General features: G+C 28.9%; 26 protein-coding genes. All 26 read right to left on the reverse strand.

The genetic code is table 11. The features are described 5' to 3' along the window. Positions 1–952: glycosyltransferase family 2 protein (locus tag BSF41_RS20905; RefSeq protein ID WP_141248175.1), on the reverse strand; the 952-nt coding region annotated here is incomplete at its 3' end. Further along, a complete protein-coding gene (locus BSF41_RS20910) occupies positions 953–1,873 on the reverse strand; it encodes a glycosyltransferase family 2 protein (protein WP_095931446.1) in 921 nt (306 codons plus the stop codon). After that, complete coding sequence (locus BSF41_RS20915; protein WP_095931447.1) at positions 1,870–2,760, reverse strand: glycosyltransferase; 891 nt, start codon at positions 2,758–2,760, stop codon at positions 1,870–1,872. Before BSF41_RS20915 ends, BSF41_RS20910 begins: the two co-directional genes overlap by 4 nt. A 105-nt stretch (positions 2,761–2,865) precedes the next feature. Then, on the reverse strand, positions 2,866–3,708 hold the full coding sequence (locus BSF41_RS20920) for a glycosyltransferase family 2 protein (protein ID WP_095931448.1): 843 nt from the start codon (positions 3,706–3,708) through the stop codon (positions 2,866–2,868). 20 nt (positions 3,709–3,728) lie between these two features. Next, the gene (locus BSF41_RS20925) at positions 3,729–4,847 is read right to left on the reverse strand and encodes a glycosyltransferase (protein ID WP_095931449.1); all 1,119 of its coding nucleotides are present in this window, start codon (positions 4,845–4,847) and stop codon (positions 3,729–3,731) included. Further along, entirely contained in the window at positions 4,828–5,535 is a 708-nt protein-coding gene (locus BSF41_RS20930) for a class I SAM-dependent methyltransferase (RefSeq protein WP_095931450.1), read from the reverse strand. Before BSF41_RS20930 ends, BSF41_RS20925 begins: the two co-directional genes overlap by 20 nt. Beyond that, positions 5,532–6,299, reverse strand: a complete 768-nt coding sequence (locus tag BSF41_RS20935) for a TylF/MycF/NovP-related O-methyltransferase (protein WP_172426948.1) — start codon at positions 6,297–6,299, stop codon at positions 5,532–5,534. The genes BSF41_RS20930 and BSF41_RS20935 overlap by 4 nt, the downstream gene beginning before the upstream one ends. 2 nt (positions 6,300–6,301) lie before the next feature. Continuing rightward, on the reverse strand, positions 6,302–7,567 hold the full coding sequence (locus BSF41_RS20940; RefSeq protein WP_095931452.1) for an ABC transporter ATP-binding protein: 1,266 nt from the start codon (positions 7,565–7,567) through the stop codon (positions 6,302–6,304). Beyond that, the gene (locus BSF41_RS20945) at positions 7,568–8,431 is read right to left on the reverse strand and encodes an ABC transporter permease (RefSeq protein WP_095931453.1); all 864 of its coding nucleotides are present in this window, start codon (positions 8,429–8,431) and stop codon (positions 7,568–7,570) included. A gap of 129 nt (positions 8,432–8,560) precedes the next feature. Then, positions 8,561–10,528, reverse strand: a complete 1,968-nt coding sequence (locus tag BSF41_RS20950; RefSeq protein ID WP_095931454.1) for a nucleoside-diphosphate sugar epimerase/dehydratase — start codon at positions 10,526–10,528, stop codon at positions 8,561–8,563. Between the two features lie 84 nt (positions 10,529–10,612). Beyond that, positions 10,613–11,497 carry a glucose-1-phosphate thymidylyltransferase RfbA gene (gene rfbA, locus BSF41_RS20955; protein WP_095931455.1) on the reverse strand — a complete coding sequence of 295 codons (885 nt, stop codon included), beginning with the start codon at positions 11,495–11,497 and terminating at the stop codon, positions 10,613–10,615. Positions 11,498–11,571: 74 nt separating this feature from the next. Further along, a complete protein-coding gene (gene rfbD, locus BSF41_RS20960) occupies positions 11,572–12,417 on the reverse strand; it encodes a dTDP-4-dehydrorhamnose reductase (protein WP_095931456.1) in 846 nt (281 codons plus the stop codon). Then, positions 12,417–12,965: a dTDP-4-dehydrorhamnose 3,5-epimerase gene (rfbC, locus tag BSF41_RS20965; RefSeq protein WP_095931457.1), complete on the reverse strand. Its 549-nt coding sequence runs from the start codon at positions 12,963–12,965 to the stop codon at positions 12,417–12,419. Before rfbC ends, rfbD begins: the two co-directional genes overlap by 1 nt. A gap of 14 nt (positions 12,966–12,979) precedes the next feature. Then, on the reverse strand, positions 12,980–14,107 hold the full coding sequence (locus BSF41_RS20970) for a DegT/DnrJ/EryC1/StrS aminotransferase family protein (RefSeq protein WP_095931458.1): 1,128 nt from the start codon (positions 14,105–14,107) through the stop codon (positions 12,980–12,982). Beyond that, the gene (locus BSF41_RS20975) at positions 14,097–14,528 is read right to left on the reverse strand and encodes a WxcM-like domain-containing protein (protein ID WP_095931459.1); all 432 of its coding nucleotides are present in this window, start codon (positions 14,526–14,528) and stop codon (positions 14,097–14,099) included. The genes BSF41_RS20970 and BSF41_RS20975 overlap by 11 nt, the downstream gene beginning before the upstream one ends. A gap of 9 nt (positions 14,529–14,537) precedes the next feature. Further along, entirely contained in the window at positions 14,538–15,488 is a 951-nt protein-coding gene (locus tag BSF41_RS20980) for a glycosyltransferase family 4 protein (RefSeq protein WP_095931460.1), read from the reverse strand. A gap of 3 nt (positions 15,489–15,491) precedes the next feature. After that, entirely contained in the window at positions 15,492–16,391 is a 900-nt protein-coding gene (locus BSF41_RS20985; protein ID WP_095931461.1) for an NAD-dependent epimerase/dehydratase family protein, read from the reverse strand. Next, positions 16,384–17,490, reverse strand: coding sequence for a glycosyltransferase (locus BSF41_RS20990; protein ID WP_095931462.1), 1,107 nt, complete (start codon positions 17,488–17,490; stop codon positions 16,384–16,386). The genes BSF41_RS20985 and BSF41_RS20990 overlap by 8 nt, the downstream gene beginning before the upstream one ends. A 117-nt stretch (positions 17,491–17,607) precedes the next feature. Beyond that, positions 17,608–18,972, reverse strand: a complete 1,365-nt coding sequence (locus tag BSF41_RS20995) for a hypothetical protein (RefSeq protein ID WP_095931463.1) — start codon at positions 18,970–18,972, stop codon at positions 17,608–17,610. Beyond that, positions 18,969–19,760, reverse strand: a complete 792-nt coding sequence (locus tag BSF41_RS21000; protein WP_095931464.1) for a glycosyltransferase family A protein — start codon at positions 19,758–19,760, stop codon at positions 18,969–18,971. The genes BSF41_RS20995 and BSF41_RS21000 overlap by 4 nt, the downstream gene beginning before the upstream one ends. Beyond that, positions 19,757–20,926, reverse strand: coding sequence for a hypothetical protein (locus BSF41_RS21005; protein ID WP_095931465.1), 1,170 nt, complete (start codon positions 20,924–20,926; stop codon positions 19,757–19,759). Before BSF41_RS21005 ends, BSF41_RS21000 begins: the two co-directional genes overlap by 4 nt. 15 nt (positions 20,927–20,941) lie before the next feature. Further along, the gene (locus BSF41_RS21010) at positions 20,942–22,024 is read right to left on the reverse strand and encodes an EpsG family protein (protein WP_172426949.1); all 1,083 of its coding nucleotides are present in this window, start codon (positions 22,022–22,024) and stop codon (positions 20,942–20,944) included. Between the two features lie 77 nt (positions 22,025–22,101). After that, positions 22,102–22,992, reverse strand: coding sequence for a glycosyltransferase family 2 protein (locus BSF41_RS21015; protein WP_095931467.1), 891 nt, complete (start codon positions 22,990–22,992; stop codon positions 22,102–22,104). A 10-nt stretch (positions 22,993–23,002) separates the two neighbouring features. Continuing rightward, positions 23,003–24,133 (reverse strand): glycosyltransferase family 4 protein, encoded by a 1,131-nt coding sequence (locus BSF41_RS21020; RefSeq protein WP_095931468.1) that lies wholly within the window; start codon positions 24,131–24,133, stop codon positions 23,003–23,005. A 1-nt stretch (position 24,134) separates the two neighbouring features. Further along, positions 24,135–25,088 (reverse strand): glycosyltransferase family 2 protein, encoded by a 954-nt coding sequence (locus tag BSF41_RS21025; RefSeq protein WP_095931469.1) that lies wholly within the window; start codon positions 25,086–25,088, stop codon positions 24,135–24,137. Further along, positions 25,088–26,569, reverse strand: a complete 1,482-nt coding sequence (locus BSF41_RS21030) for an oligosaccharide flippase family protein (RefSeq protein ID WP_095931470.1) — start codon at positions 26,567–26,569, stop codon at positions 25,088–25,090. Before BSF41_RS21030 ends, BSF41_RS21025 begins: the two co-directional genes overlap by 1 nt.

Consider the following 26,569-nt stretch of genomic DNA (forward strand, 5'->3'; position numbering starts at 1 on the left):
ATATAAAACGATATCCTTTATTGAAAGAAATCAATAAAAACAGACCAAATTGTGTCTTTAAAAGAGTGTTAATTCCCAAATACGTATTGTATTTAAAAATATTTTTATGAAAATGAAAATATTTTAATCTTCCATATATATTTTTCTCTTGAGAGGCAACAATATACACTTGCACTAAAATTCTATAAATCAAATATTGCTGGAGCTTTACTTTTCCTTCGAATGTATTTTCCTCAATTATTTTAAATGCATTTTGAAAATATTTTAAAACAGATAACTGCTTTTTTAAATCTGCTGAAGTTGTCTCAATACTTTCATGTCCTCTTCTGACTTTATATAAAAAATCTGCATGGGTAATATATTTTGGAGAAAAAGAAATCATCCTTAAATGAAAATCAGCTTCTTGACTCCTATATAAAGTGACATCAAATAAATTTTTACCTGTCAAGAATTCCCTTTTCCATAATGGAGAAGGTGTCGCAAAAACATGTCCACCAAGAAAATAAGCATACAACGGATGTTCTTTTGGGGCTAAATTAATATAATTTTTAGCTGTTTTTCCATCTTCGAAAAAGTATTCCCATTGACAAGCGCAAAAATCCAGTGATTTATTATTAAGTAAAATCGAAACCTGAATCTGTAAAAAGTTATGATACATTATATCATCACTATCAAACCACTTTACATAGTTTCCCTTAGACATTTCAAATCCATAATTGCGTGCTGCATTACCTCCGGCTTGCATTTCTGAAGGACGCAGATATAATTTAAAACGACTATCTCTCTTTACATACCCATCCACAACTTCAACCGTATTATCACTGGAGCCATCATCAACAACAATACATTCCCAATTTTGATAAACTTGCGCAAGCAAACTGTCTAATGTTTCACTTATTAAATGTGCACGATTGAAAGCAGGTATTATTATGGAAACTAATGGATTAATCATTTAATTTAAAAAAGATGATGCTATTTTTTTACTTTCATTATTGTTTTTTAAGATATTTTCTTTATCCAACTGATTTAAAATTTTAATTTTTAAAATATTCTTTTTCATATCTCCTATTTTCAAAAAAACAATAGCTTTTGCAAGACCCATATAGTTTTTTTTATATTCATTTTGAAAACTGCAATTATTATACGGATTTGAAAATTTTAAAACTGAAAGCCTTTTATATGATACTATTTCATCTTCAAAATATATGTTCTTATGTAAGATAGTCTCTCTATCATGAAAAATATTGCAAGTAGGCAATACGCCTAACTTAAAAGAATGAAATTTTATCCTTTGGATATAATTATCATCCTCTCCATAATGAAAAAAAGAAGGATTAAACCCTCCTACTTTTTCTATACAATTTCTTGAAATTAACCAAGCAGCTGCATTAACAAAATCGACCTCGTATATAGAATTTTTTATTTTTTTTAAATAAATATCCGAATATATATTTTTACAACTTGAAGGATTGATATATAACGAAAATTTATAATCTAAAGCATCTCCTTTGCCATTTAAATGCATTGGGCTGACGATTCCAAACTGAGGTTCTTTCTGATGCGCTATAATAAGGTTTGCTATCGTGTTTGGTTCTATCCAAGCATCTTGATTTAGCAAAAAAAAATAGTCTGCCCCTTCATTGAAAGCTTTTTTTATGCCAATATTATTACCATTCCCAAATCCTTTATTTTCTTTTTCTTCAATAAGTTTTACTTCAGGAAAATCATTTTTAATTATAGCAGGAGATCCATCTGTAGATTTATTATCAACCACAATTATACTTAAATCAATTGTGCTATTCTTTAGGCTACTTAAACATTTGTGCAACCATTTTTTTGGATTATGAGTTACAATGACAACTACGATTTTCATTTTACTTTCATTTTGACATTGAATAAAAACTTCAATTTTCGGGTTATTTTTGAAACAATAGAGAATTTATATTCTAACCTTAATCTGTTTTCTTCATTTACTAGGTTAAAATATTCTTTATACAAAATTTTATCATAAAGACTATAATCCTTTATATGCTTTTTACTATTTTCATTTGTTGCTTGATCTTGATGTATTCTAAATTTCACTAATGGTTTATTTATTATCAGAATCGGTTGCTCCTTTAAAATTCTATACCAAAATTCATAATCAAGAACTTGTTTCAAGTCTGTCCGGAAATACCCAATTTTATTTACAATATCTTTTCTAAAAAGAACTACGCTGGGCTCTCCGATTTTATTAAATGGCTGTTTTCTAAAATCGTCTCTTTTAAATATAAGCTTATCCAATATTAGTACATCAGTTTCTTCCTTAACTAATTTTTTTTGTAAATCTTCATATTTTTTTATCCAGTTATTAGTATTTTCTCCAACAGCATTTTGTTCAATAATAAAAGATCGTTTACTTGCGATTAAGCCAACCGCTGGATTTTCATCATATATTGAAATCATTTCTTCAATGCAATTCTGTTCCATTACATCATCTTGAAATAAAAATTTGATAAATTCACCATTGGATTTTTTTATACAATTATTCCAATTTGCACCAATTCCTTTTGGTTTGTGATGATAGATAAAAACAGGGAATTTACTTTGGAATTTAAATTTTTCAATAATATCTAGTGTTTTATCCATTGATTTATCATCACTAACAATCACTTCAATATTACAATATGTTTGTTCTCGAATACTATTTAATGTTTCTTGTAGATATTTTTCTCCATTAAACGTGGGAATGCATATCGAAATCAAAGGAAGGCTGTTCATTTTTCTATTCTTAGGATATCTTATTAGTATGCGTTTTAGTGACTTATTTATCTCTCAATATTTTTTTTTGAACAATTACAGAAATTAGAAGTTGATCTGTTTGCATCAATTCTTCAATTTTAGATAACGTACTAAAATTTTTATTTTATATCGAATACTTTGCTTAAACTTGATACCAAATTGTTTTAAAAAATCTGATTTAAAAAGATACAATCCAAAAATTTGATAATGATATTTTGGAATAAAATGCCAAAAAAAAGTTTTAAAAAAAACAAATTTATTAACACTATTTTTCTTTATATCATTTTTATTTCCTAAATCGCCTTGATTGTTTATTTGGACATAGACTTGATTTATCCATTTTTGTTTAGGAATGATTTTTGACAAAGAATTTATAACTCTATAATCGGAGACTTTCCATCCATCCCACCTAACCTTATTCTTATATTTTGAATGAAACAAGAAACATGCAGTATCGATATTGTAGATTTCAATCATCCCCTTTTTCACTCTTCTATTATCCGGCAAAATAACTTTATTTGGAAATCTAATTTGCCAAAAAAACATAGTATCATTATCATTCTTTTTAATATGACTTATAATTTCTTCAAATACTTTATGATGAAAAAGATTTACATCATCATCCAGAAAAACTATCCAACCGTCAGTTACCTTATCCAGCAATTCATTACAATATAAATTATAATATGCAGGTGTAAAACCATCTGGATGATTTTTCTCTTCTCTTATATCGCTATTTACCTTAACTTTCTCAACATCGTACTGGTTAAGATAATTTAAATCGACATCATTATCATAAGAAACAATATGTCTGATTATTTTATAAGTCTGATTATTTAAAGAATATTTTAAATTTTTAAATCCAATAGGACGATTTGAAGTACGGGTAAGTACATTAATTACTATATTATCTTCTAATTTTTCCATAAATAATCAATAAAATGCTTTTATGCTGTCTCAATAGCTTTATCGACTAAATCATTAAGAATTTTTAAATGTCTTTCTTGCGAAAAATTAGATTGAATATTTTCCTTTCCCTTTCTTCCCAGCTCAATTGCATATTCTTTATTCTCAAGTAACATTATCATCTGTTGAGCCATTGCATCCACATCATGTTCATTTATCAACAATCCCGTTTTTTCATTAATAATAACGTCAGGAATTCCTGCATGGAAAGTGGCAATAATAGGCAATCCAGCAGCACTGGCCTCTAAAATTGCAACTGGAGTTCCTTCCTGATCACCATTTATAGCAGTTATAGAATGTTGTACAAAGGCAAGTGAATTTTCTAAATAAGCAACAAAATCTTCTTTAGAAAGTACTCCTGGCAAGAAAACATTATTTTCAAGTTTTAAATAATAAACTAAGTTTTTACAAACTTCAAATAAATTTCCATCTCCGCCAATCACTAACTTAGCATTTGGAAATTTCTCCAAGACCTTACTGAAGGCTAAAATAGTGTAATATGGAGCTTTTTTCTCTACGAAACGCCCTATGGCTATAAAAGTATCGTCGGTAAATTTAGGAACTAAATTAATAAAACTTTTATCTGGACCATATGTACTATAAATTAGTTTCTCCTCTGGACAGCCTAATCTTAATAGATTTTGCTTCATAGAAATAGAAACTGCTACAACAAATGTACTGTAATTAAAAGCCTGCGAATAATTTTGACATTCTTCAATAGCAGAATATACAGATGCGTCATAACCATGAAAATGAGTAATAAGCGGAATATTTAAATATTTGCTAATCTTTGCCAAACGATTTCCTACCGGACCATACTGTGCAAAAATTAATTCTATTTTATTCTTCTTTAAAGATCTAATAAATGCTAATTCTTCTGGTTTAAAATTAGTAGGCCTAATCTTTTCTAATATTTTATAGAATAATAAATCTTTTGTTTTTAACAGTTTGCCAAAATTCTCTAAATATAGCGGAAGACTTCCTCCGTAATAGTAAAAAACTTCTGCTTTTATTCCTGTCTTCTGAACTTGAATAAATGTTTCAGAATACGTATTAAATGATGGTGATACCATCGCTATTCTATTTTTTTGCGATACCATATAGTCCTGTTATCATTTGTCCTTCTTTAAAATTTATCGTCAAATTTTTATCTTTTTTTATTAAAAAAAGAATAAATGGTTTTAAAACCGAAGAAAGTACTTTTCTTTTTTTAGCACTCATAGGAGCTCTTCTTACCCATAGTCCTAACATTTGCGCCAATGAAGCATGCCATCCGCCCAAAGCTTTTATTTCAATATCTTTAAATCCTGAATTCTCAAGATGTCGTTGTAATGAAAAAGGCGTATATCTGTATTCATCATGAGGAACTTCATGAAGATTCCATAAAAAAGGAACAGTAAAGAAAAATATAGCGTCTTCTTTTAAAACCCTATGAAGCTCTTTTAAGATTATTTCTGGCTCGGGACAATGTTCTAAGACTTCTGTTCCAAATGCACAGTCGAAAGAGTTATTTTCAAACGGCATATTGATTCCATTCCAAGTAAAATCTGGTTTTACTTCCGAATCATAAACCAAAGCATCTTCGATATCAAGACCTGTATATTTTGTCGCATTACTATTTTTAAGAATATAATTTTTGTATGGCATTTTACCACAACCTATATCTAGTATTTCACCACTAAATCTTTTAAGATTTTCATTAAGTGCATTTAGAATCGACGTTCTAATGTAATATCTGTCTAAATTTTCTTTACAGTAAGGTACATCCGTGAAATTATTTAGCTTCATGGTTTTATCATAATTCTTCCAGTATAATCGATTCGGCCTAGAAAAGGTTTAAAAGGTAGTGAATTAAAATATTCATCAACAGCTCTTCGACAGCCGTCCCAATGTCCATAGTCGTCAATAATTAAAACACCGCCTGAAACAAGTTTTGGATATAAAATTTCTAATTCTATTTTTGTTGACTCATACCAATCTGTGTCCAATCTTAGCAAAGAAATTTTTTCTGGCAATTCATGAGACAATAAAGTTTCCTCAACCATACCTTTTATGAAATTAACATTTTCACTTGGATAATTATATTTACTTATATTCTCTTTAACATTATCTAATTCGGCTTTAGCCCATAATCTTGACGTTTCCTCATCTTCTATTTCCATTCGATCAGATGCTAGATCTCCATTTATGTCCAAATCAAAATCTGTTGGTTCATTCATTCCTTCAAATGTATCGAACAGCCAGATTTTAGTATTATTTTTGTTTAGCTTGTTCAAAGTCAGCATACACGTTCCTATACTGCCTCCTTTCCAAACTCCACATTCAATTATATCTCCCTCGATATTATTTGTAGCTATATATTCAACAGCATGTATTAAAGAAACTATTCTCTCTGCTGATGTCATCGTATAATCTTTAACCTGACTAATTACTGAATTTTCAAAATCTGTAAAATCATTTGTTCGAGAGTCCGTTTTTAGAGTAGAGCTCTCTTTAACATTATGATTCAAGTATTTACTAATTTTCTTTTTAATTCTATATAATCTACTCATAGCTATTGTTTTGTTACTTCCCATTTTGAATCTTCTATATACTTACAGGTTCCTCCTTGCCATTTATAGTCTCCTCTTACATTTTTCATCATTTCAACTTTAAAATTACAAGTTGAATCGATAAAATCAAATCTTTCCTTAGTTTTAGATTCCGATAAATACACTCTGATAGAAAAGACCCCCATATAAAGCCTTAGCTTTTCATAAGTGCAACTAAAAGTATATATTCCTTTTTCTCTATTTATCTTAAACTCAGAATCAATTTGCCATGTATGCAAAATTGGATTTTGAAATTCATCAATTACTTGAAATGATAATGCTAAATTCTCAACACGGATAGGGCAATTAATTGTAAACTCAATTTTTAACTCTTTACCAAATTCATGAATTTTACCTGGCAAACTGGTAAATAGCTCTATTTTAGTAATTTTTGGAATATGCTCATCTGCATTAGCTATATAAGTAGATTCGCTTGAACCGTCATTTAAATATCTCCTTATTCCTTCATCTGTGTTTCCTTCAAAATAAACACCTCCGTTTCTCAAAACAATCACTTTATTTGTCAATGTAGAAATAGCATTCATATCATGGCTTACAAATAATACTGTCCTCCCCCCTTCAGTCGAAATCTCTTGCATTTTTCCGATCGCCTTTTTTTGAAATTCAGCATCTCCCACTGCTAAAACCTCATCGACTACTAAAACTTCAGGTTCTAAAAAAGCAGCTACTGCAAATGCCAAACGAACTGTCATTCCAGAACTATATCTTTTCACTGGGGTATCAATATAACGTTCACAGCCAGAAAATTCAATAATTTCATCAAGCTTTGAAGCAATTTCTTTTTTGGTCATTCCTAAAATGGCTCCATTTAGAAAGATGTTTTCTCGCCCTGTCATCTCTCCATTAAAACCTGTTCCAACTTCTAATAAAGACGCAATACGTCCTTTAGATTTTATACTACCTGTTGTTGGCGCTGTAACCTTTGAAAGAATTTTTAAAAGGGTAGATTTTCCTGCTCCGTTCTTTCCAATAATTCCTAAAACTTCACCTCTTTCTACCTCAAAGTTGATATCCTGTAAAGCCCAAACGTAATCTGAAGTTCCTTTTGTAGAGCGATCGTTGGTATCACCAATTTTTAGATATGGATTTTCCTTTCCTCTAATTTTGTGCCACCATCGATTTAAATCATGGCTTAAAGTTCCTGTTCCAACCTGCCCTAAACGATATTGCTTAGAGATATTTTCAGCTTTTAATATGATGTCTTTCATTTATACAGTATCTATAAAGCTTTTTTCTGTTCTATTAAAAATTAATAACCCAATGAAGAAAACTACAATTGTAACTATCATTGTATATACTAAACCTAAAATTGAAATACTTCCAATATTTAAAAGCATATAGCGAGAAGTTTCTACAACATAAGCCAATGGGTTGTATTCTACAATCCAACCAAATTTTGGGAGTTTTTCTTTTATTAATTCCATAGGATACATTACAGCAGATATATACATTAATAGTTGGACTCCAAAACCAACTAAATTATTTAAATCTCTATATTTTGTAACCATTGAAGAAATCATCATCCCCAAACCTAAACCTAAAATTCCCATAAACAAAATTAAGATTGGGAAAAATAGTATTAATCCATTTAGGCTTAAATCTGCTCCTTGAAAATAAAAGAAAATGTAAAAGAAAATAAATATCCCAAATTGAATTCCGAATTTTATTAAGTTCGAAGTCACTATGGATAAAGGAGTAATAATTCTAGGGAAATATACTTTTCCAAATATTCCTGCGTTGGATTTAAAAGTATCTGAAGTCCCATTTAAGCACGCAGTAAAATAATTCCAAACCATAATTCCTGCAAGATTAAATAAGAATGGTGGAATGGATCCTGTTTTGATTCCTGCTACATTATTAAAAATAATCGTAAAGGTAATAGAAGTAAATAAAGGCTGTATTAAATACCATAGAGGACCTAAAACAGTTTGCTTATAAACTGTGATAATATCTCTTTTTACAAAGAGCATTAGTAAATCTCGATATTGCCAAATTTCTTTAAAATTTAGCGAGAAAAATTTATTCTTGGGTGTTATTTCAAACAGCCAGTCTTTTGTATTTTTAGAATCCATTTAAAGGGGCTTAAAAATCTTAATTTAAAAAAATTAACAAGATTTTTAACATTTTAAAATTTATTTAAAAATGTCAAAAGGCGTTTAAAAAACACCTCTTGACTATATTGATTTTATTTTCGTTTGATCTTATTTATCTAAAACTTCAAAAGTTGAATTCATGCTTTTGAATTCAGGAACTATCTTTTTCATTTTTGAAACAATATCATCATTTTCGTAAAAATCAGCAATTCCAATCAATTCATCAACCTCATTATGAAGATTTTCATACTCGTCTTGAATTTCTTGCGCAATCATGATCTTATTGTGATGTGTTGGAAGAGTCTTAGAAGTATCATTTAATAATTCTTCGTAAAGTTTTTCTCCAGGTCTTAAACCAACTATTTTAATTTTAATTTCCTTGTCAGGAATAAAACCAGCCAGCTTAATCATTTTTCGTGCCAAATCAATAATTCTAACTGGTTTACCCATGTCAAAAATATAAATTTCACCACCATTACCCATAGCTCCAGCTTCTAATACAAGTTGACATGCCTCAGGGATTGTCATAAAATAACGAATTATATCCTGATGTGTAATTGTTACTGGTCCTCCTTCTGCTATTTGTTTAGTAAATAAGGGGACAACAGATCCATTTGAACCTAAAACGTTTCCAAAACGAGTAGTAATAAATTTTGTCCCGCCTTCAACCTTTTCTCTTTGGTTTTTTAAGAATAAAGACTGCACATATTTTTCTGCAATACGTTTACTAGCTCCCATTACATTACTTGGGTTAACAGCTTTATCGGTAGAAACCATTACAAATTTCTTAACCTGATATTTACAAGCTAAATCGGCAAGGTTTTTAGTTCCTTTAATATTAGTTTGAATTGCTTGAGACGGATTCTCTTCCATCAAAGGCACATGTTTGTAAGCTGCCGCATGAAAAACAACATGAGGATTATAATTTTTAAAAACTTTTTCTAAAGCTTTTTTACTTCTTACATCAGCAATTACTGCAACAATTTTCGTGCTGAAATTCATTCCCTGAGTTTCTAAGCATAAATTGTGTAACGGTGTCTCTGCGTGATCTAAAACAATTACATTTTTTGGATTAAAATTCAGAACCTGTCTGACAATCTCACTCCCAATTGAACCAGCCGCACCTGTTATTAAGATTGTTTTATCTTTTAATTGTTTCGAAATTGATTTACTATCTAAGACTATAGGTTTTCTTTCTAATAAATCTTCAATCTGTATATTTTTTACTTTCTGAGAAATTTCTTTTTGATTTTCCCAATCTGAAATCAATGGAACCGTATATACTCTGTAATTGAACTCTAAACATTGATCAACAATAATAAGTTGTTCATCTTTTGTCAAACTTTTATCTGCAATAATTACCCCTTCTGCTGCAACAGAACGCATTAAAGCAGGAAGTTTCTTTCTTAAAATTAAAATAGGAAGATCTAGCATTCTCTTAGATGCATTCTGATTATTCTTATCAACAAATCCAACAATTTTAAACCTAGAAGGCGTCTCAAATTTTAAAGCATTTGCGACAGAAATTGCATTTGCATCTGTACCATAAATAACTGTCCGTACAAGCTTAGTTGTCGCTTTTTCCGAAAAATACATCTCAAATGTTTGCTTTACAATAACACGATATAAAAATAGGCCGCAAAAAGATAAAACTAAATTGATAAAAAGCGCTGTATTTAAAAATGCTTTATGCCCAGTATATAATTCAAATATTAGATTTATAAATAGAAAGAAAACTAAAACTGACATTTGAGAGAAAAGCAATTTTATTGCATCAATATATGAGGAGTGTCTAATAATTCCTGAATAGGTTCTAAAGAGCCAAAAGAAAAATATATTGACTGTTATTAATCCCGCTACAAAATAAAAATCATGAGAAGTTATAATGTACCCAATTGCAGTTCCATCAAAAAGCAAATAAGTAAAGGAAAATGAAAAAAACAAAACCATTACATCAATAGCAACAATAATCCACCTAGGCAAATAACTCAAATTATTGATATTTGCTCTAAGGTTTCTTGGAGAAAAGGTTCTATATAACAAAGAGGCTATATTATTTGGTTTTTCTGTATTCAATTTAGCATTTTTTAAGTCAGTAAAATTTGAACTTTATACAAAAATACAAATTAAAGGTTTTAAATAATTACTTAATGGTGCAAATTAAATTTTAACACCTTTTTTCTTTTGCTTTAAAAATTCCAAAAGATAAGTTCCATAACCAGATTTAAGTAATGGCTGAGCTAATTCTTCCAGTCGTGCATCGTCAATAAATCCTTGCCTCCATGCAATTTCTTCAATGCACCCAACCTTTAATCCTTGTCTTTCTTCTAGAACTTGTACAAATTGCCCAGCTTGCATTAAACTATTAAAAGTTCCTGTATCCAGCCAAGCTGTTCCTCTACTTAGTATACCCACTTTTAATTTGCCTTTTTCAAGATAAACTTTGTTTATATCCGTAATTTCATATTCACCTCTAGCACTTGGTTTTATGCTTTTTGCAATCTCTACAACAGAATTATCGTAGAAATAAAGTCCTGGAACGGCATAATTAGATTTAGGTTCTAAAGGTTTTTCCTCAATAGAAATAGCATTTTTACTTTCATCAAATTCCACTACTCCATATCTTTCAGGATCCGAAACATGGTAAGCAAAAACAACTCCTCCATCTGGATCCGCATTATCTTTTAACAATTGCTGCATATTAGTACCGAAGAAAATATTATCTCCCAGTACTAAAGCAACTTTATCTTTTCCAATAAATTCCTCTCCGATTACAAAAGCCTGAGCCAATCCATTCGGATTTGGTTGTTCTGCATAACTAAACTTACAACCAACCGTACTCCCATCGCCTAAAAGTTTTTTAAAATGCGGTAGATCGTGAGGGGTAGATATAATTAAAATTTCATTAATTCCTGCCATCATTAATGTTGATAACGGATAATAAATCATAGGTTTATCGTAAACCGGCATTAGCTGTTTACTTACAGCTAATGTCAATGGATGCAATCTTGTGCCAGAACCTCCAGCTAATATAATTCCTTTCATATATTTTGATTTTATATTTTAGATTTTAGATTTCCTTGAAATTCTCTCGTATAAATCTTCAAATCATTTTTAATTTAAGCAAACATCTTTCTTAAACTTTCTTTATAATTTGGAACTTCTAAATTATAAACTGTTTTTATCTTTTTCTTATCTAATAGTGAGTAACTTGGTCTTTTTGCAGGGGTTGGATAAGCTGATGAAGGAATTCCAACAACTTTACAGTTATAATCTCCAAGCTCTTTAATGCCTAAAGCAAATTCATGCCAGCTTATTTCGCCTTCATTCGAATAATTGTAAATTCCGGGGATCCATTTTGAGGATTCGATGATATCAATCATTGCTTTAGCCAAGTCAGCAGCGTAAGTGGGAGAACCTATTTGGTCATTAACCACATTAATTTCCTCTCTTTCCTGCATCAATCGCTGCATTGTTTTTACAAAATTATTTCCAAACTTGCTATAAACCCACGAAGTCCTAATAATAATGGATTCTGGGTTTTCTTTTAAACAATCAATTTCTCCAGCCAATTTACTTTCTCCATAAACATTTATAGGTTTAGTTTCAGCTTTTTCATCCAAAGCAATTGACGAAGTTCCATCAAATACGTAATCAGTTGAAACGTGAATTAATCTAACGTTCTTTTCTCGTGCATATTTTGCGATTAATTCTACTGCTAAATGATTTACTGTAAAAACTAAATCTTTTTCTGATTCAGCTTTATCAACTGCTGTATAAGCTCCACAATTAAATATAACATCAGGACAAATTGCCTCTAATTGGGATTGAAGCATTTCCAAGTTATCTAATGTAATTTGAGTTCTATCTGCAAATACCCAATCATATTGAGGATAAGAAGGCGCTAAAACTGAAAGTTCTGATCCTAATTGTCCTGTTGCACCAGTTACTAAAATTTTTTTCATTAAAATAAACTATTACAATTTTCAATAAAAGGAAGAATTTGATCTTTTTCTGAAACTATTGCTTCATCCAGATTCATTCCCCAATCAATGCTCAAAGACGGATCATCGTATTTAATTCCGCCCTCAGAGGCTTTATTATAAAATTGATCACATTTATACATTACTGAAGCAGTGTCACTAATAACTGAAAATCCATGCGCAAATCCTTGTGGCACTAATAACTGCTTTTTATTCTCTGCTGACAATAGAATACTAAATGCTTTTCCATAAGTAGGAGAATCTTTTCTTAAATCTACTGCAACATCAATAATTTCACCTTCTAAAACACGAACTAGTTTTGTCTGGGCAAAAGGAGGATTTTGATAATGTAAACCTCTTAAAGTCCCTTTCTTTGAAAATGACTGATTATCCTGAACAAATTCAATATTAATCCCTAAATCTTCAAATTTAGTTTTACTATAAGACTCAAAAAAATACCCTCTTTCGTCTCCAAATACTGTTGGTTCAATTATTATCAAATCTTTTATAAACGTTTCTTCGATTTTCATTTTAATTTTTTTATTCACTTAAAGAAATTTATAATAACATCTTTTATTCTACTTCTATCTTTAGCACTTAAATTTGATCCTGATGGCAAGCATAAGCCTTTTTCAAACAATTCTTCAGCAACTTTATTACCGTAATAGGAATACTTTTCAAAAACTGGCTGTAAATGCATTGGCTTCCATAATGGTCTACTCTCTATATTAGCTTCTTCAAAAGCAAGTCTCAACCTTTCTCTTTCTATCTTTGTTTCAAGTAATATTGTATTTAGCCAAAAATTAGAAAAAAAGTCACCGCTTGGATTATCGAATAGTTGTACGTTTTGAATGTCTTTAAAAATTTCTTCATAGAATAAATGATTATCTCGTCTAAGACGAATATTCAGTTCTAAAACTTTAATTTGTCCAAGACCAATTCCGGCACAGATATTACTCATTCTATAGTTATATCCTATTTCACTATGCTGATAATGTACAGCTGAATCTTTTGATTGGGTTGCATAAAAAATAGCTTTTTCTTTTATGCTTTTTGAATTCGAAATTAATGCTCCTCCACTTGAAGTGGTAATGATTTTATTACCATTAAAAGACAAAATCCCAAAAGTCCCAAAACTACCACATTTTTTTTCTTTATAAGTACTCCCAAGAGCTTCGGCACCATCTTCAATAATTGGTATGCCGTATCTATCAGCAATTGAATGAACCTCATCAATTTTATAAGGCATTCCATATAAATGTACTGCTATAATTGCTTTTGGTTTTTTTCCTTTTCTTATCCTATCTTTTATTGCAATTTCAAGATTTTTCGGACAGATATTCCAAGTATCTACTTCACTATCTACAAATATCGGGTATGCATTTTGGTACAAAATTGGATTTGCAGAAGCTACAAAAGTCATAGTTTGACAGATCACTTCATCTCCACTTTTAACACCTAATAAAATTAATGCTAAATGTATAGCAGACGTTCCCGAATTTGTCGCCGTAACAAAATTTTCATTTTTAAAAAAATTTTGGATTCTATATTCAAATTCATCAACATTTGGGCCACTAGAAGTAATCCAATTTGACTTTAATGCATTCTGAATATACTCTTGCTCAAATCCGCTTTCTTGAGATAATGACAAATAAATTCTCTTATTGTCCATTATTAATATGCCAATAATCTGACGGATAACGAACATCATCTTCATTAACATTACTTAATGATAATGTAGAAAACGATATCAATTTTGAGTTTTCTTCAAGAGACTCAACTGCATTTGCATAACCAGCTGGTATGTGAACAATTTTGCTGTCAGATTCCGAAACTAAAAAAGTCTCAATAGCCAAGTCCTTTGAAGGATTCTCCCAATTGTCAATTTTTATAAAATGAATTTTAAAAGAGCCTGAAAGGCAATAAAAATTCTTTGCGTCTAATTTATGTCCTTGCCACGCACGAATTGGATTTTCTTTAGAATTACTTATAATATAAAATCTTTCAATATCTGTAAAACTAAAATCGTTTACATAAGATATACTTCCTCGATGATCTGAAAATTTTCCTCCTTGAATTATTTTAGGTTCCATGATTCAATCTTAAATTACTTTTTTTAATAAATAAAATTTTGATGAATAAAGGAATAATAAAGGCAAAATTACAATTACGAATATAATTGCATCCTGAACTTTTTGATAAAGAAAAATAACTATTAAAGAAATTCCTGTCTGGGCTAAAGCATAAAGAAGAGATACCAACCTATGTTGTATTTTATATTCATTACTAAGAACCTGATATAAATGCAATCTATGCGCTTCAAAAATATTCTGTTTAAGATAAAGTCTGTGTAGAATTGTACAAACTGCATCAACTCCATAAACTGCCAAAAATAATAACCATATAAGTGATTCTGTTTTTAGAATTAGTCCTAACACCAGATAAATTACCCAAAAAGCTATAGCAATACTTCCGACATCGCCTGCAAAACATTTTGCTTTTTTTCTATAATTAAAAAACAGAAAAACTAAGCTCGCAATCATTGCATATATTATAAAAACACCATCAGTAAAAAGCTGGATTTTTGTATTTACATACAACAGTGACCCCATTACTACTAAAGTATAAAGCCCTGTAATACCATTAATTCCATCCATGAAATTATAGGCATTAATGAGCCCTATTGCTAATACGTAACTTACTAAAACTATCCAAATTGGGACGAAAGTAAATAAGTTTAAATCAAAAAAAATTAACGTGATGGAAAGGAAATGAATTGAAATTCGGATTTTATTTGATAAACTTTGAATATCGTCCCAAAAACTGACTAAACTGACTAAAGTAATTCCTGTAAAAAAAAAGAAATTAGTTTCAATGTTTTGAGCAAAATATAACAATGCTGCAAACCAAAAAATGATTCCACCTCCTCGCAAAGTAATTTCTGTATGCGAACTTCTTTGATTTGGTTTGTCAATTATATTAAAATGATCTGCTACTTTAAAATAGAGCAACATAATAATCATTAAAATAATTCCTAAAATTGTATATTGCATTATCTAATTTATAAAACTTTTTATTGTTCTTTCAAGTCCCTCTTTAGCTGTGTATGGCATTTTATCAATTCCGACAGCATCTTTTATTTTTTGATTTGAAACCCTATAATTTTCAGTTAATTTTTGAATTTTATCAGAGTTTAAAGGTAATTTAATTACATCTCCGATTTTACCTATCCCCTTAATTAAAGCTTTAGGAATTGCTATTGAAAGTGTTTTTTTGTTCAAAACCCTTGAAACAATTTCAATAAGCTCATTTGTAGATAAAACCTCATCATCCGAAAAATTATAAACTCCTGAAGAAATCTGTTTGTTTTGGATAATTTCTTTAATTAAAAAATTAAGATTATCTATTCCTAAAAAAGATCTTTCGTTATGAAAAGCTGCTAAAGGATATGGAATTCTTTTTTTTACAAAATTGTATAAAAGATTCAAATTCCCTTTATTTCCTGGTCCGTGAATCATGCAAGGCCTTATTATAAAAACTCTTTTCCCTTCTGGAATTTGTTTCGATAAAATATATTCTTCTGCTTTTAATTTTGACTGTCCATACGGGGTTTTTGGTTTTGCCAAAACATCTTCATACAAAGTTTCCGAAACTTGATCGGCAACAGCCTTTACACTACTAAAATAAATAAAATCCTTAATTTCACTTTCTATAAAAAAGTCAAATAATTTGTGGGTTAAATAAGTATTAACCTCAAAATATTCTGAAGCATTCCTGACATTTTTAAGATCGTGGGCTTTTCCTGCTAAATGTATAATTACATCACCAGAAAGATTATTTTTCCATTTAGAATTTCTTAATGAAATAAAAGAGGTAGAAAATGGAATGGTTGAAAAATAACTAGAGAGATTCTGCGCTACAAACCCCGATTTACCAGTAATTATGACTCTAAGCATTGTACACCTCTAAATATGATTCAGACATTTTTTTACGCGTAAACAATCCTACTCTTTGAATTGCATTTGAAGAAAAAAGCTCATATAATTCTTTATTAACTATTATTCTCTCAATCGCACATTTTAAACTTTTAGAACATTTTGGTTCTACTGTAATACCCGAAAAATCATTTAATGATACGAAAGGCACTCCTGAATTTAAATTTGTATTTATAACAGGAAGACCATTTGCCATAGCTTCCAATTGTACAACTCCAAATGCTTCTGCTTCATTAATTGATGGGAGAACAAATAAATCCGAAGCTTGATAAATTTGTGACAATTCTTCATCAGAAGCATTAGTAATAAAACGAACCTTATCCTGTAAGCTCACAGAATTTACTTTTTCTTTCAAAATTTCTAGTTCTTCACCATTCCCTACAATGGTGAGTCCTACAGGCAAATTTTGAATAGCTTCAATCAAATATTCAACCCCTTTATACTTTCTCAACTTACCAACAAAAAGTAGTTCGAAATTTCTATTTTCAGGCATTTTTTTACCAGCTGAAATCTTATACTTTGGGTCAAAACTCAAAGGAATGACCTTTATTTTATCTTTATAATCTTTTAAAATATTAGAAGCTTCAAAAAGTTGTGGAGAAGTTACAATAATACAATCTGCCCTATCCAATATTTTTTTAATCATAGGGTTGTAAAATTTCTCGATCCAGCTCCACCGAGAATTTTTTATATTGGCATGCCAAGTAATGATTAATTTTTTATTTTGGCACTTCTTAAGATATCTTAATAAGCTTACTTCCATAGTAGGAAATGGGTAATGATGATGAATGATATCATTTTCTGCTATTAGTTTCTTTAATGCTGGATATCTCAAATTCAGAGGTTGACTTTTAAGAAAAAGAGGTGTTATTTCTTTAAGAACAATGATTTTACCGAATATTTTTTTTACTCGAGTAAAACTTTTCACATGATTATTCGAGTAAACTGTAAAATTAATTTCGTCGGAACAATCAACTACACCTTCAACTAAATTTTTAACTACACTTTCCATACCTCCTTGACATGGATCATAATATTTTACAATTTGGAGAATTTTCATAAATTAAACTAAGTTGTATAAAATGTCTGCTAGTATTTATAGTTCTAGCAATTTACTTATTAAAAGATTATTTTAAAATTCCAATATTTATTTAAAAAAATGCTTTTTAGAATAAAATTAATTATTAATTTCTAATTTAACATATTTTGCACTTATATCTTTTCTCGAGTTCCCTATAAACTTTGAATTTTCAATTTTATATTTTAAGCTTTTATCATTAGAAAAAAAAGACATTTCGTGCCCGCCAAAATTTATAAATTTACAATATGAGAAAATAGTATTGCCGTCAGCAAAGAAAAAATTAGTATTGTTGCCATTAATTGTTGATCTTTCAACTTTCACTAATCCAACTGCACTCTGATATGCTTTTTCTCTTCCGTTAAAATCTAATTCAGAATCACTTACATATATTTTAGCAGTGCTATGATAATTTAAAAATGCTAACGCATCACCATTATCATTGCCATCGTTAAATCCTACTTTTACAATTGCATTCTGTAAATAAATTATTGAAGAGTCATTAAGAACATTTGCGATAGCAAAATTAAAGTCTTCAAATTTTACATTCTTTAATCTAAAAATTGTTTTAGCAGTTTCTTCGATATGGAGACACTTTGCATAGCCCGAAATATTTACGTTACTAATAGAAACGTCATATGGAAAAGTCGAATACTCGAATGTCAACGCCGATCTACTCCTTTTATTATTAGTAATTTTCCCTTCGAAAAAACAATCCTTAATTACTATTTTCGCATTCGAATTAACTTTTGCATGATAAATGGCGTCTCCAAATCCGTCCATATCAACTTTATTTGCGAATTGGGTATAACCTCTACCTCCAACATTTATGAATTTGCAGTTTTTAATATTGCTATTTAAAACATCATGAATTCTCAAACCATAACCATTTATATTTCTAAAAACACAATTTTCCACAATTACTTTTTCAGATACAAATTGTGCCGCAATATATATATCATCATCAAATGAGTGTACATTTTTAGTAACTTCCTGTTGAATTCCGTCTATTACTAATCCTGAAATGAATATTTGTGTCCCTATATTTTCAGTAGGCTCTTCAGGTTTATAGATTGAATTTATTTTCCTTCCTATAGAAATAAAAACATGTTCTTTAAAAGGAGTTAATTTATACGCACTCCTTGTATCAGTGATTTTTGGAGTAATTGTTGCTTTATTTGATATAATTTTAATTTTTTCACCTTTTAGTAACTCCACTCGAATAGTTTTATTCAAATTATAGGTTTGTTGAGTCTTTGGGATATATAATGTTTTTTGATTTTTAATACAATATATAATTGCATTTTCAAAAGCATCTGAGTCATCTGTCATTCCATCACCTCGCGCACCAAAATCAAGTACAGATATTTTATCCTCAAAAAAAACATCCTTTTGAGATGTAAAACTAAATATTAAAATCGATGAGCATAATAAACCAAATAATATAAAAAGTCTAATATTCATGATAACTCATTTTTAACAACACAACTTATAATAATTCTTCTCAAGTATTTAATTTTTTCAAAAAAAATAATTTTTATATAAGTTTTATAGTTTATTAATTTATTTGAATAGAGATTTTTATAACATTGTAAAACCCCTTCATGCATTAGTCGCAAGTTTGATGATAATCCATTCTGTCCAAAAACCTTTTTATCATCAACATTTGCTGCTCCAACATAATCTAATAAATAACCTCTATTATTAGAAATTATACTGAGCCACAAAAAATAATCCTCAGCAAAACTCATTTCTTCATTAAAGCCGCCTACTTCAAAAAATACATCTTTTTTTAAAACAACACAAGGAGTTAGGAAATAGTTTTTATAAAGCATTTTTTTCAAAAAAATTTCACCTACATAACTTATCGGCGCGCCTAAATATTTTGTTGCCACGATTTTGAAACTATCATTTTCTTGAAAAAATTCTTTAACATTTCTAATATGATCAGGTGACCATATATCATCACTATCCAAAAAAGCAATATGACTACTAGTCGCCAATGAAACACCTTTATTTCTAGCTGCTGAAGGCCCGGCATTTTCTTGTTCTACTAAAACTATCATTATACCATGTACAGATTTTAACACTTCGTTAGCAATAGCTACAGATCTATCCACACTGCCATCATCAACAATAATAATTTCGTTAACATTTTCTGTTTGGCTTAAGATAGATTCTAAACATTTAGCAATCGTTTTCTGTGAATTATAAATAGGAACGACAGCAGAAATTGTGACAATATTTTTCATAAAATTGCTTCAAGCTTTAAAGAGATCTTACTTAAATTATTATCAATCTTAAATTGTCTCATATTATTCTTAAATTCTTCATTTTTTTTCTTATAATTTTGATGATTCAATTCACTAATAACATGCTTGATCTCATTCAGATCATCGCATAGAAACCCAAATTCGCCGAAACTCTCAAATAACCACACAAAAAAGTCATTCTTGATAGATATTATTGGCACTTCCAACCTAATTGCTTCAAAAATGGCTCCGCTTGCGCACAGTTTGTAAGAATTATTGTCATAGAAAAAAATTACAAAATCTAGTTTTGATATTTCTAATTCAAACTTTTGCTGTGAAACGAAAGAATCTGAATATAAATTTCTAACAAAGCCATTTTGATATTTTTTTAGTTCAGGAAGTACTTTTCCAATTGTGAGCAAATTAATTTTATTATTAATAACTTCACTTTTAAAATATTCTCCTAAATCATAAATGCAATTAGAATTTTTTGATAACATTTGTGTTCCAATCGCGCCGATGTTTAATCCATTATAATCTTCTTTATTAATCAGATTTTCTTTATTTACACAAAAATTATATGGATGTAATATAGAATATGTTTTATCTAATGTGGAATTACTTAATAAGCCCTTTAAACTTTTTTTAATATTATCTCCAAGTACTATGTATTTATTTTTTTTACTGCTTAAGAAAAATGCTAGTTTAAGAATAATACCTAAGAAAATTTCAGATTTTCTTTTTCCTTTCAATAATTCTAGCTCACCATGCAAAATTATAATGTGTTTGGTGTTTTTTTTAAAAAGTAGAAGAATATTTAAAAAAAGGTGTCCTGTTGGAAACAAACATGTCCATATAAATAACTCATTTTTATGTAATGCTGCGAGTTTAAAAATTTTCAGGATTTGTTTACATTCTCCAATAATTCTGGATCTCCACTTAAATTTTTCTTCATTATAAAATCCTTCAAATGGTAAATATTCCAAATTTTGTATATTCGATAATTCCAAATTAAATCTTACCGCACTAACATGCTTTTTTTCGGCAACAAACATAACCTTACTTGATGGATTACTTTTCGTAATCATTTCAATAAAACAACTATTTACCTGAAAATGAATCTCTCCTATATGAGACACTTCACTTATTATTATTGTATTTTTCATTGAAAAATAGTTTGCTTATTTATTAAAAATTGAATTATAAGGCACATAAAGATTGTAATAGGAATTAACTAAAGCATTAAATCTAGTCCAAGAGAAAAAAATAACTACGGCAAATACCGTTAATAACATCATTTTTCTAGTTTTAAAGAAAGACAGCGAATATCCTATTAAAAAAATTTCAAAGAAAAGAAAAGGAACAGATGCTCTTGCAAATACAGCCAAATCTTTTGCAAAAACAAAATATGTCAAATTCCCTATCATATAAAGGTTAAAATAACCTTGAAAGTACAAAAAGTTGCCTTTGGATCTATTTTTTACGAAAATAAAAAAAGGTATAAATAAGAGTCTCTTTGTGACACCAAGTAAATACATTACAATTGGATTATTAGTTGTATTCAATACTTCACTATCTTCATTAAGATAATTATTTATTTTTGCTCCTATAAAACCATCAATTCCTAAAACTCTTAACACTAAGTCTAAAATTAATGTGCCTATTCCAATTAATCCTAATGCTACACAAAATGCTACTAAGTAATAAAAAGTTTTGTCACTGATTTTAGTCCAATAAATATAATAAGCCAAAAAATATAGTATTGAAGAATAGTGAATTGATGATGCTAATATTACAAATAAAGCAAAATAAAAAGGTTGTCTTCTTATAATAAAAATGGTACTAAATAATGTCAAAGAAATTGCCAAATTTTGACGTACTGCAAATATATCAGCAAAGTAATAGCAAAAATATAATAAAATAAGTGTAAAAAAGAACTCTTTATGAAATTTATAGAAATAGGAAAATTTAAAAGTCAAACATAAAAAGGAAAAAATAGTAAGAAAAACAGTGTAATTTGATGTGTATTGCCTAATTTGACCCGCTAAAACAATATAGCCTGGTTCAAAATTTACAGTATGGGCATCAGAAAAATAATAGAATGTATCAAAATAAGATTCCCAATCTGTACCGCATTCCCATCTTAAACTGGCAAATGCCCAGAAAATTAGGAAAAATACACACGCCCCTGTTACCAAAAATATTTTCCTTTGGTTTTTATCAAAGCGAACGTAATCAGTAAAACTTAGAGTGACTAGTATCAAAAATAAAATTATGTAGATCCCCAATGCTTAATTATTTTAAACTTCAAACAATATTTAGTTAAATCAGTTTACGTAATTTAACTAACCAATGAGAAAAAAAACTGCGATTTTTCTTTTAGTGTTAATCTCTTATCTAATAAAATAGGTAACCTCACAATTAAATAGACAAACCTAAATAAATAATAACTTAAGATAAAAGAATTCTTTTTGAAGTATTTAAACATCCCATCGTTGATCATCATTCTTTTCTTTGCTGAAAAATCTTCTTCAGCAACACTTGCTCCTTCGAGATGTATTATCTTGGGCTCTTTAATTAAATAACGCTTTAATCCTAATTTATGTATCTGTAGTTGCAAATCTGTTTCTTCAAAGTACATAAAAAAAACTGGATCGAATTTTCCGGCTTTTAAAAATAGTTCCTTTGTCAAAAAAAGGTCAGCTCCAGTGATGTAATCTACTTCAACATATCGATTATTATCAAATTTTATAATATCCAATTTATATGGATATTTAAATAATTTAGATAAATAATTATTTATTATCTTAAATATTACCGTCCTTTTTAAAGGGAACTGCTCTGCTGAATGAATAATTTCTCCATTTTCATCAACTAACATACCTCCCAGACATCCTATATTTAAATTATTATTTTTTTTATAAAAATCTAAAAAGTAAAAAACTGCATTATTTTGCAAAATAGTGTCGGAATTCAAAAGAAATAAGTAATCACCCTTAGCAAATTCTGCTCCTAAATTATTAGCTTTTCCAAAGCCTAAATTTACTTCTGACTCAATAAGAACAACTTCAGGAAATTTTTCTTTTATAAGCTCCTGTGAGCCATCTATTGAAGCATTATCGACAATGATGATTTCAAAGTCGACATCTTTTGTATTACTGTAAATTGATCCAATACAATTAGATAACAAATCCTTAGTATTATAATTTACTATTATAATTGAAACATTCATTTACAATTTCTTAATTAGTTTTGCAATGCATTAATGTGATTATATTATGACAAATATTTTTCCAATAAAAATTTTCGTAAGCAAAGTTTTGAATGGATAAGCAATCTTCAGACAACTTTTGTTCGTCACATGCCTTTTCATTTAGAATTTTCGATAACTCAACATGATCACCAATGGGAAAAATACTACCTAATCTTCCATCATCAGTAACATCGTGAGCAGTATTTAAATCAGTAGATACAATTATGCATCCAGACTTAATAGCTTCAAGAAATACTAATGGAAAACCTTCCGAGATTGATGTCAATACAAAGATCTTTGCTTTTTTATATTTATCATCTAAAGCTTTTCGATCAGAAATCGCTCCTGTGAACGAAACTTTATCTTTTAGACTTGGATTATTTTTCATGAAACTATTAATATAAGCTATAAAACTTTCCTCAATTGGACCTATAATTTCAAGTTTCCATTTATCATTTAATTTAGAAAATTCTTTGAAACCTTCAAGAAGCACTTCATTATTTTTTTCAAATGATCCAATACGACCAACTGTTATAATTAAATTCTCCTTATTGGCATATTTGATATCTTTCCTTATTCCATAATCATAAAAGCCGTTAGGGATATATTTAATTTTGTTCCCAAAAATATTATTGTTTAAAGCAAAATCATTAAGTTTCTTACTTTCTAAACTAAGTAAATCAATTTTTTCTAGAAGAAATTTATAAATTTTTCTTTTTATAAAAGTAAATTTCCAATCTTTAATTGAATCATTCACATCCATCTTCAGAAAAACTCTCGCTTTTTTATTTCTAAAATTGAGAATCTTAAACGCATACAACAATAAGACATGTTTTAGTGAAAAATGATAAACCTGTAAAATATCAAATTTTCTAAAGTTAAAAAGTATGAAATTTAACGAATTTAGGAACTCACTCTTAAAAACTTTTTTTATAAAGACTTGTTTTAATCCTTTAACATCTGTTTGTAGGTATGGATACTCACCGTTATTATAACTTGCTACAGTAGAATTATAATTAAATTCTTTATAAAGAACATATGGAATCATACCAATGTCTTTAATTAGATGGATATTTTCGCAAGGAGTAAAAATGGTCAAAAATCTAATATCTCTATCCATTTTAACTTTTATTAAGATAATTTGAATACAATTTGACGAAAGGAGTATTACATATTAAAAATTTCACAAACCCCTTGAGTCCTGTTCTAACTAAGAAATTCGAATGATATTTAGCTCTCTCAAAATGTCCTTCCTTAATAAAATTAGTTGCTAAAAAATTATGGTGCAATTCTTGAAGTTTTTTAACAGTAATATCATTAGTTGAATATTTGCTTAAAAAGTGCTTTTTTATATCGAACACTGCATTCTCAAATTTTTCAGTTTTCTCGTAGTTGCTTTTATTGTTGCTTAGAGATCCTTCTGCTACAGTATAAGTTATGGTTTCTACAGGTATATATTTGAACTTTGTATGTTGTATCATCTCTAACCACATAGGATAATCTTCCATTACAAAACCAAGTGATATAAACTTATCAAAGTTTATATATTTAGAGAAAATTTCTTTTCTAAAAATTACTGTTCCCGCTGAAATAAAATTACCTTTTAGTAAATTTAAATACATCTTTTTTTCGTCAACAATAATTGGCTTTGAACTTGTAAAAACTTCAACATTATTATTTACATTCACTATTCTATAATCAGTAAAAACTAATCCAAAACTATTGTCTTTTTCTAAAAATTGAACCTGCATTTCCAGTTTATGAGGATTATGCCACCAATCGTCACCAGCGCAAACTCCTAAATATCTACCCCTACTCTTCTGTATGCAATCAATATAATTTTTCAACAGACCTTTATTTGGTTGTTTATCCATAAGGTGAATAATATCAGGATACTTTTCCGCATATTGTTTACAAATTAGTCGTGTGTTATCATTTGGGGATGCATCTTCTCCAATAATTATTTCAAAGCTATAGTTTGTTTCTTGCTGTAATACGCTTTCAATTGTACGTGCTATTGTAGCTTCTTGGTTATAACAAAGTATAACAACTGATATAAGAGGTTTTGTTGACATTATTTTCTTCTTATTATTCTGCTTATAAGCATTTTTACATCCATTATTAAACTTAAATTATATATAGAGTAGATAATAGAAAAAATCAATGCAATAACAGAAATCATTAAACGTAAAGGTCCTGTAAAATATTCATGAGAACAAAAGGAAACTGCTAAAAGAAAAAACATTACAATTACAACTTTTATGTTTTTAGAAGAAATATTTATACCAAATCGAAAATTACTATATAGACATATAAAAACCATCAAAAAAAACTGAGCAATGAAAAAAGATAATCCTATTGATAAAAACCCAAATTTGTCCCAACTTAAATATACACTTGCAATATAAATAATCGTATAAGAAACATTACTAAAAACAAAGAGTTTACCTAGGCCTTTTGCTAAAAAAACAAATCCAAATGGCCAAGCAATAATTTTAAAGAAATCTCCAATTATCTGCCATTTTAGTACTGAAACAGCTCCTAAAAATTTACTTGAATATAAAATCTTAATCGCTACTTCCGCAAACCCAACCATACCAATAATAATAGGTGATGCCAATAATAGAACAATATAAAGTTGATTGTTAACAGTTGCGCCTAACTTATGATTATCATCATGTATTGAAGATAATTTTGGGTAGTAATCACTCGCCATAGAGTTTAACACAATTGACAGATACATTGTTGCAATTGTATTTGCAGCTGTAAAAAGTCCAACCCCGTCTATTCCCGATTTATTAGACAAAAAAGCTCTTAAGCCTAGACTTACAAATTGCTCAACAATACTGACTATTATAGTAAAAAATCCTATCCGAATCATCACTTTTGCAGTACTCCATGATTCTATAACTGAAATCTTTTTATATTTTGGAATTCGTAATTTTTTATAAAAGAAATAGATAACTAAAAAATTAACTAATGCCATTAAGATAAGTGAAGGAACTATTCCTTTATCTTTTAAAACAAGATAAAATAATACCGAGACCAAAGAGCCAAAAAAATTCGCGACAATAGTCGCTTTAGACATCAATAAAACAGCTCTTTTACCTTGCATAACCGACTGATAACCTGCAGCCAATGTAGAAAAAAAAACTGAAACCGATAAAAACCCTATTCCAACAGTATAAATATCATTATTAAATAAGAACCTGCTTAATGGCAGACAAAATATTACAGTAATAATACTTCCAACAAGGGCTGAAATAAAAATCCATTTATTGAATACTTTAACAATCCTTGAAATTTCTAAATCATCTTTTTTGGCATTTGCTATTGAAATATCTCTTACACCACTGAATGGAAGACCTAGACTTGCAAAGTTTCTTATCATGTCTGTCGCTGTAGTTAATATTCCAACTACCCCAACTCCAAAAGTGCCTAAAATTAAGGCAATGACTTTAGTTCTCAAAAGAGAAATCAATATATTAATAACTTGAGCTCCTCCAACTGTCCCTGTCGCTTTAAGGGCATCCTTTTCTTCTTCTTTATTATTCAT

The sequence above is a fragment of the Flavobacterium sp. ACN2 genome, from assembly GCF_002303885.1.
Classification (GTDB): domain Bacteria; phylum Bacteroidota; class Bacteroidia; order Flavobacteriales; family Flavobacteriaceae; genus Flavobacterium.

Coding starts and splice junctions, on each gene's coding strand:
- rfbA (WP_095931455.1), bottom strand. CDS start 11,497: ATGAAAGGAATTATATTAGCTGGAGGTTCTGGCACAAGATTGCATCCA.
- BSF41_RS20910 (WP_095931446.1), bottom strand. CDS start 1,873: ATGAAAATCGTAGTTGTCATTGTAACTCATAATCCAAAAAAATGGTTG.
- BSF41_RS20985 (WP_095931461.1), bottom strand. CDS start 16,391: ATGCTTAGAGTCATAATTACTGGTAAATCGGGGTTTGTAGCGCAGAAT.
- BSF41_RS21025 (WP_095931469.1), bottom strand. CDS start 25,088: ATGTCAACAAAACCTCTTATATCAGTTGTTATACTTTGTTATAACCAA.
- BSF41_RS20990 (WP_095931462.1), bottom strand. CDS start 17,490: ATGAAAATTCTCCAAATTGTAAAATATTATGATCCATGTCAAGGAGGT.
- BSF41_RS20980 (WP_095931460.1), bottom strand. CDS start 15,488: ATGCAATATACAATTTTAGGAATTATTTTAATGATTATTATGTTGCTC.
- BSF41_RS21015 (WP_095931467.1), bottom strand. CDS start 22,992: ATGAATGTTTCAATTATAATAGTAAATTATAATACTAAGGATTTGTTA.
- BSF41_RS20920 (WP_095931448.1), bottom strand. CDS start 3,708: ATGGAAAAATTAGAAGATAATATAGTAATTAATGTACTTACCCGTACT.
- BSF41_RS20995 (WP_095931463.1), bottom strand. CDS start 18,972: ATGAATATTAGACTTTTTATATTATTTGGTTTATTATGCTCATCGATT.
- BSF41_RS20930 (WP_095931450.1), bottom strand. CDS start 5,535: ATGAAGCTAAATAATTTCACGGATGTACCTTACTGTAAAGAAAATTTA.
- rfbC (WP_095931457.1), bottom strand. CDS start 12,965: ATGAAAATCGAAGAAACGTTTATAAAAGATTTGATAATAATTGAACCA.
- BSF41_RS20945 (WP_095931453.1), bottom strand. CDS start 8,431: ATGGATTCTAAAAATACAAAAGACTGGCTGTTTGAAATAACACCCAAG.
- BSF41_RS21000 (WP_095931464.1), bottom strand. CDS start 19,760: ATGAAAAATATTGTCACAATTTCTGCTGTCGTTCCTATTTATAATTCA.
- BSF41_RS21005 (WP_095931465.1), bottom strand. CDS start 20,926: ATGAAAAATACAATAATAATAAGTGAAGTGTCTCATATAGGAGAGATT.
- BSF41_RS20975 (WP_095931459.1), bottom strand. CDS start 14,528: ATGGAACCTAAAATAATTCAAGGAGGAAAATTTTCAGATCATCGAGGA.
- BSF41_RS20925 (WP_095931449.1), bottom strand. CDS start 4,847: ATGGTATCGCAAAAAAATAGAATAGCGATGGTATCACCATCATTTAAT.
- BSF41_RS20940 (WP_095931452.1), bottom strand. CDS start 7,567: ATGAAAGACATCATATTAAAAGCTGAAAATATCTCTAAGCAATATCGT.
- BSF41_RS20970 (WP_095931458.1), bottom strand. CDS start 14,107: ATGGACAATAAGAGAATTTATTTGTCATTATCTCAAGAAAGCGGATTT.
- rfbD (WP_095931456.1), bottom strand. CDS start 12,417: ATGAAAAAAATTTTAGTAACTGGTGCAACAGGACAATTAGGATCAGAA.
- BSF41_RS21030 (WP_095931470.1), bottom strand. CDS start 26,569: ATGAATAATAAAGAAGAAGAAAAGGATGCCCTTAAAGCGACAGGGACA.
- BSF41_RS20915 (WP_095931447.1), bottom strand. CDS start 2,760: ATGAACAGCCTTCCTTTGATTTCGATATGCATTCCCACGTTTAATGGA.
- BSF41_RS20935 (WP_172426948.1), bottom strand. CDS start 6,299: ATGAGTAGATTATATAGAATTAAAAAGAAAATTAGTAAATACTTGAAT.
- BSF41_RS21020 (WP_095931468.1), bottom strand. CDS start 24,133: ATGGATAGAGATATTAGATTTTTGACCATTTTTACTCCTTGCGAAAAT.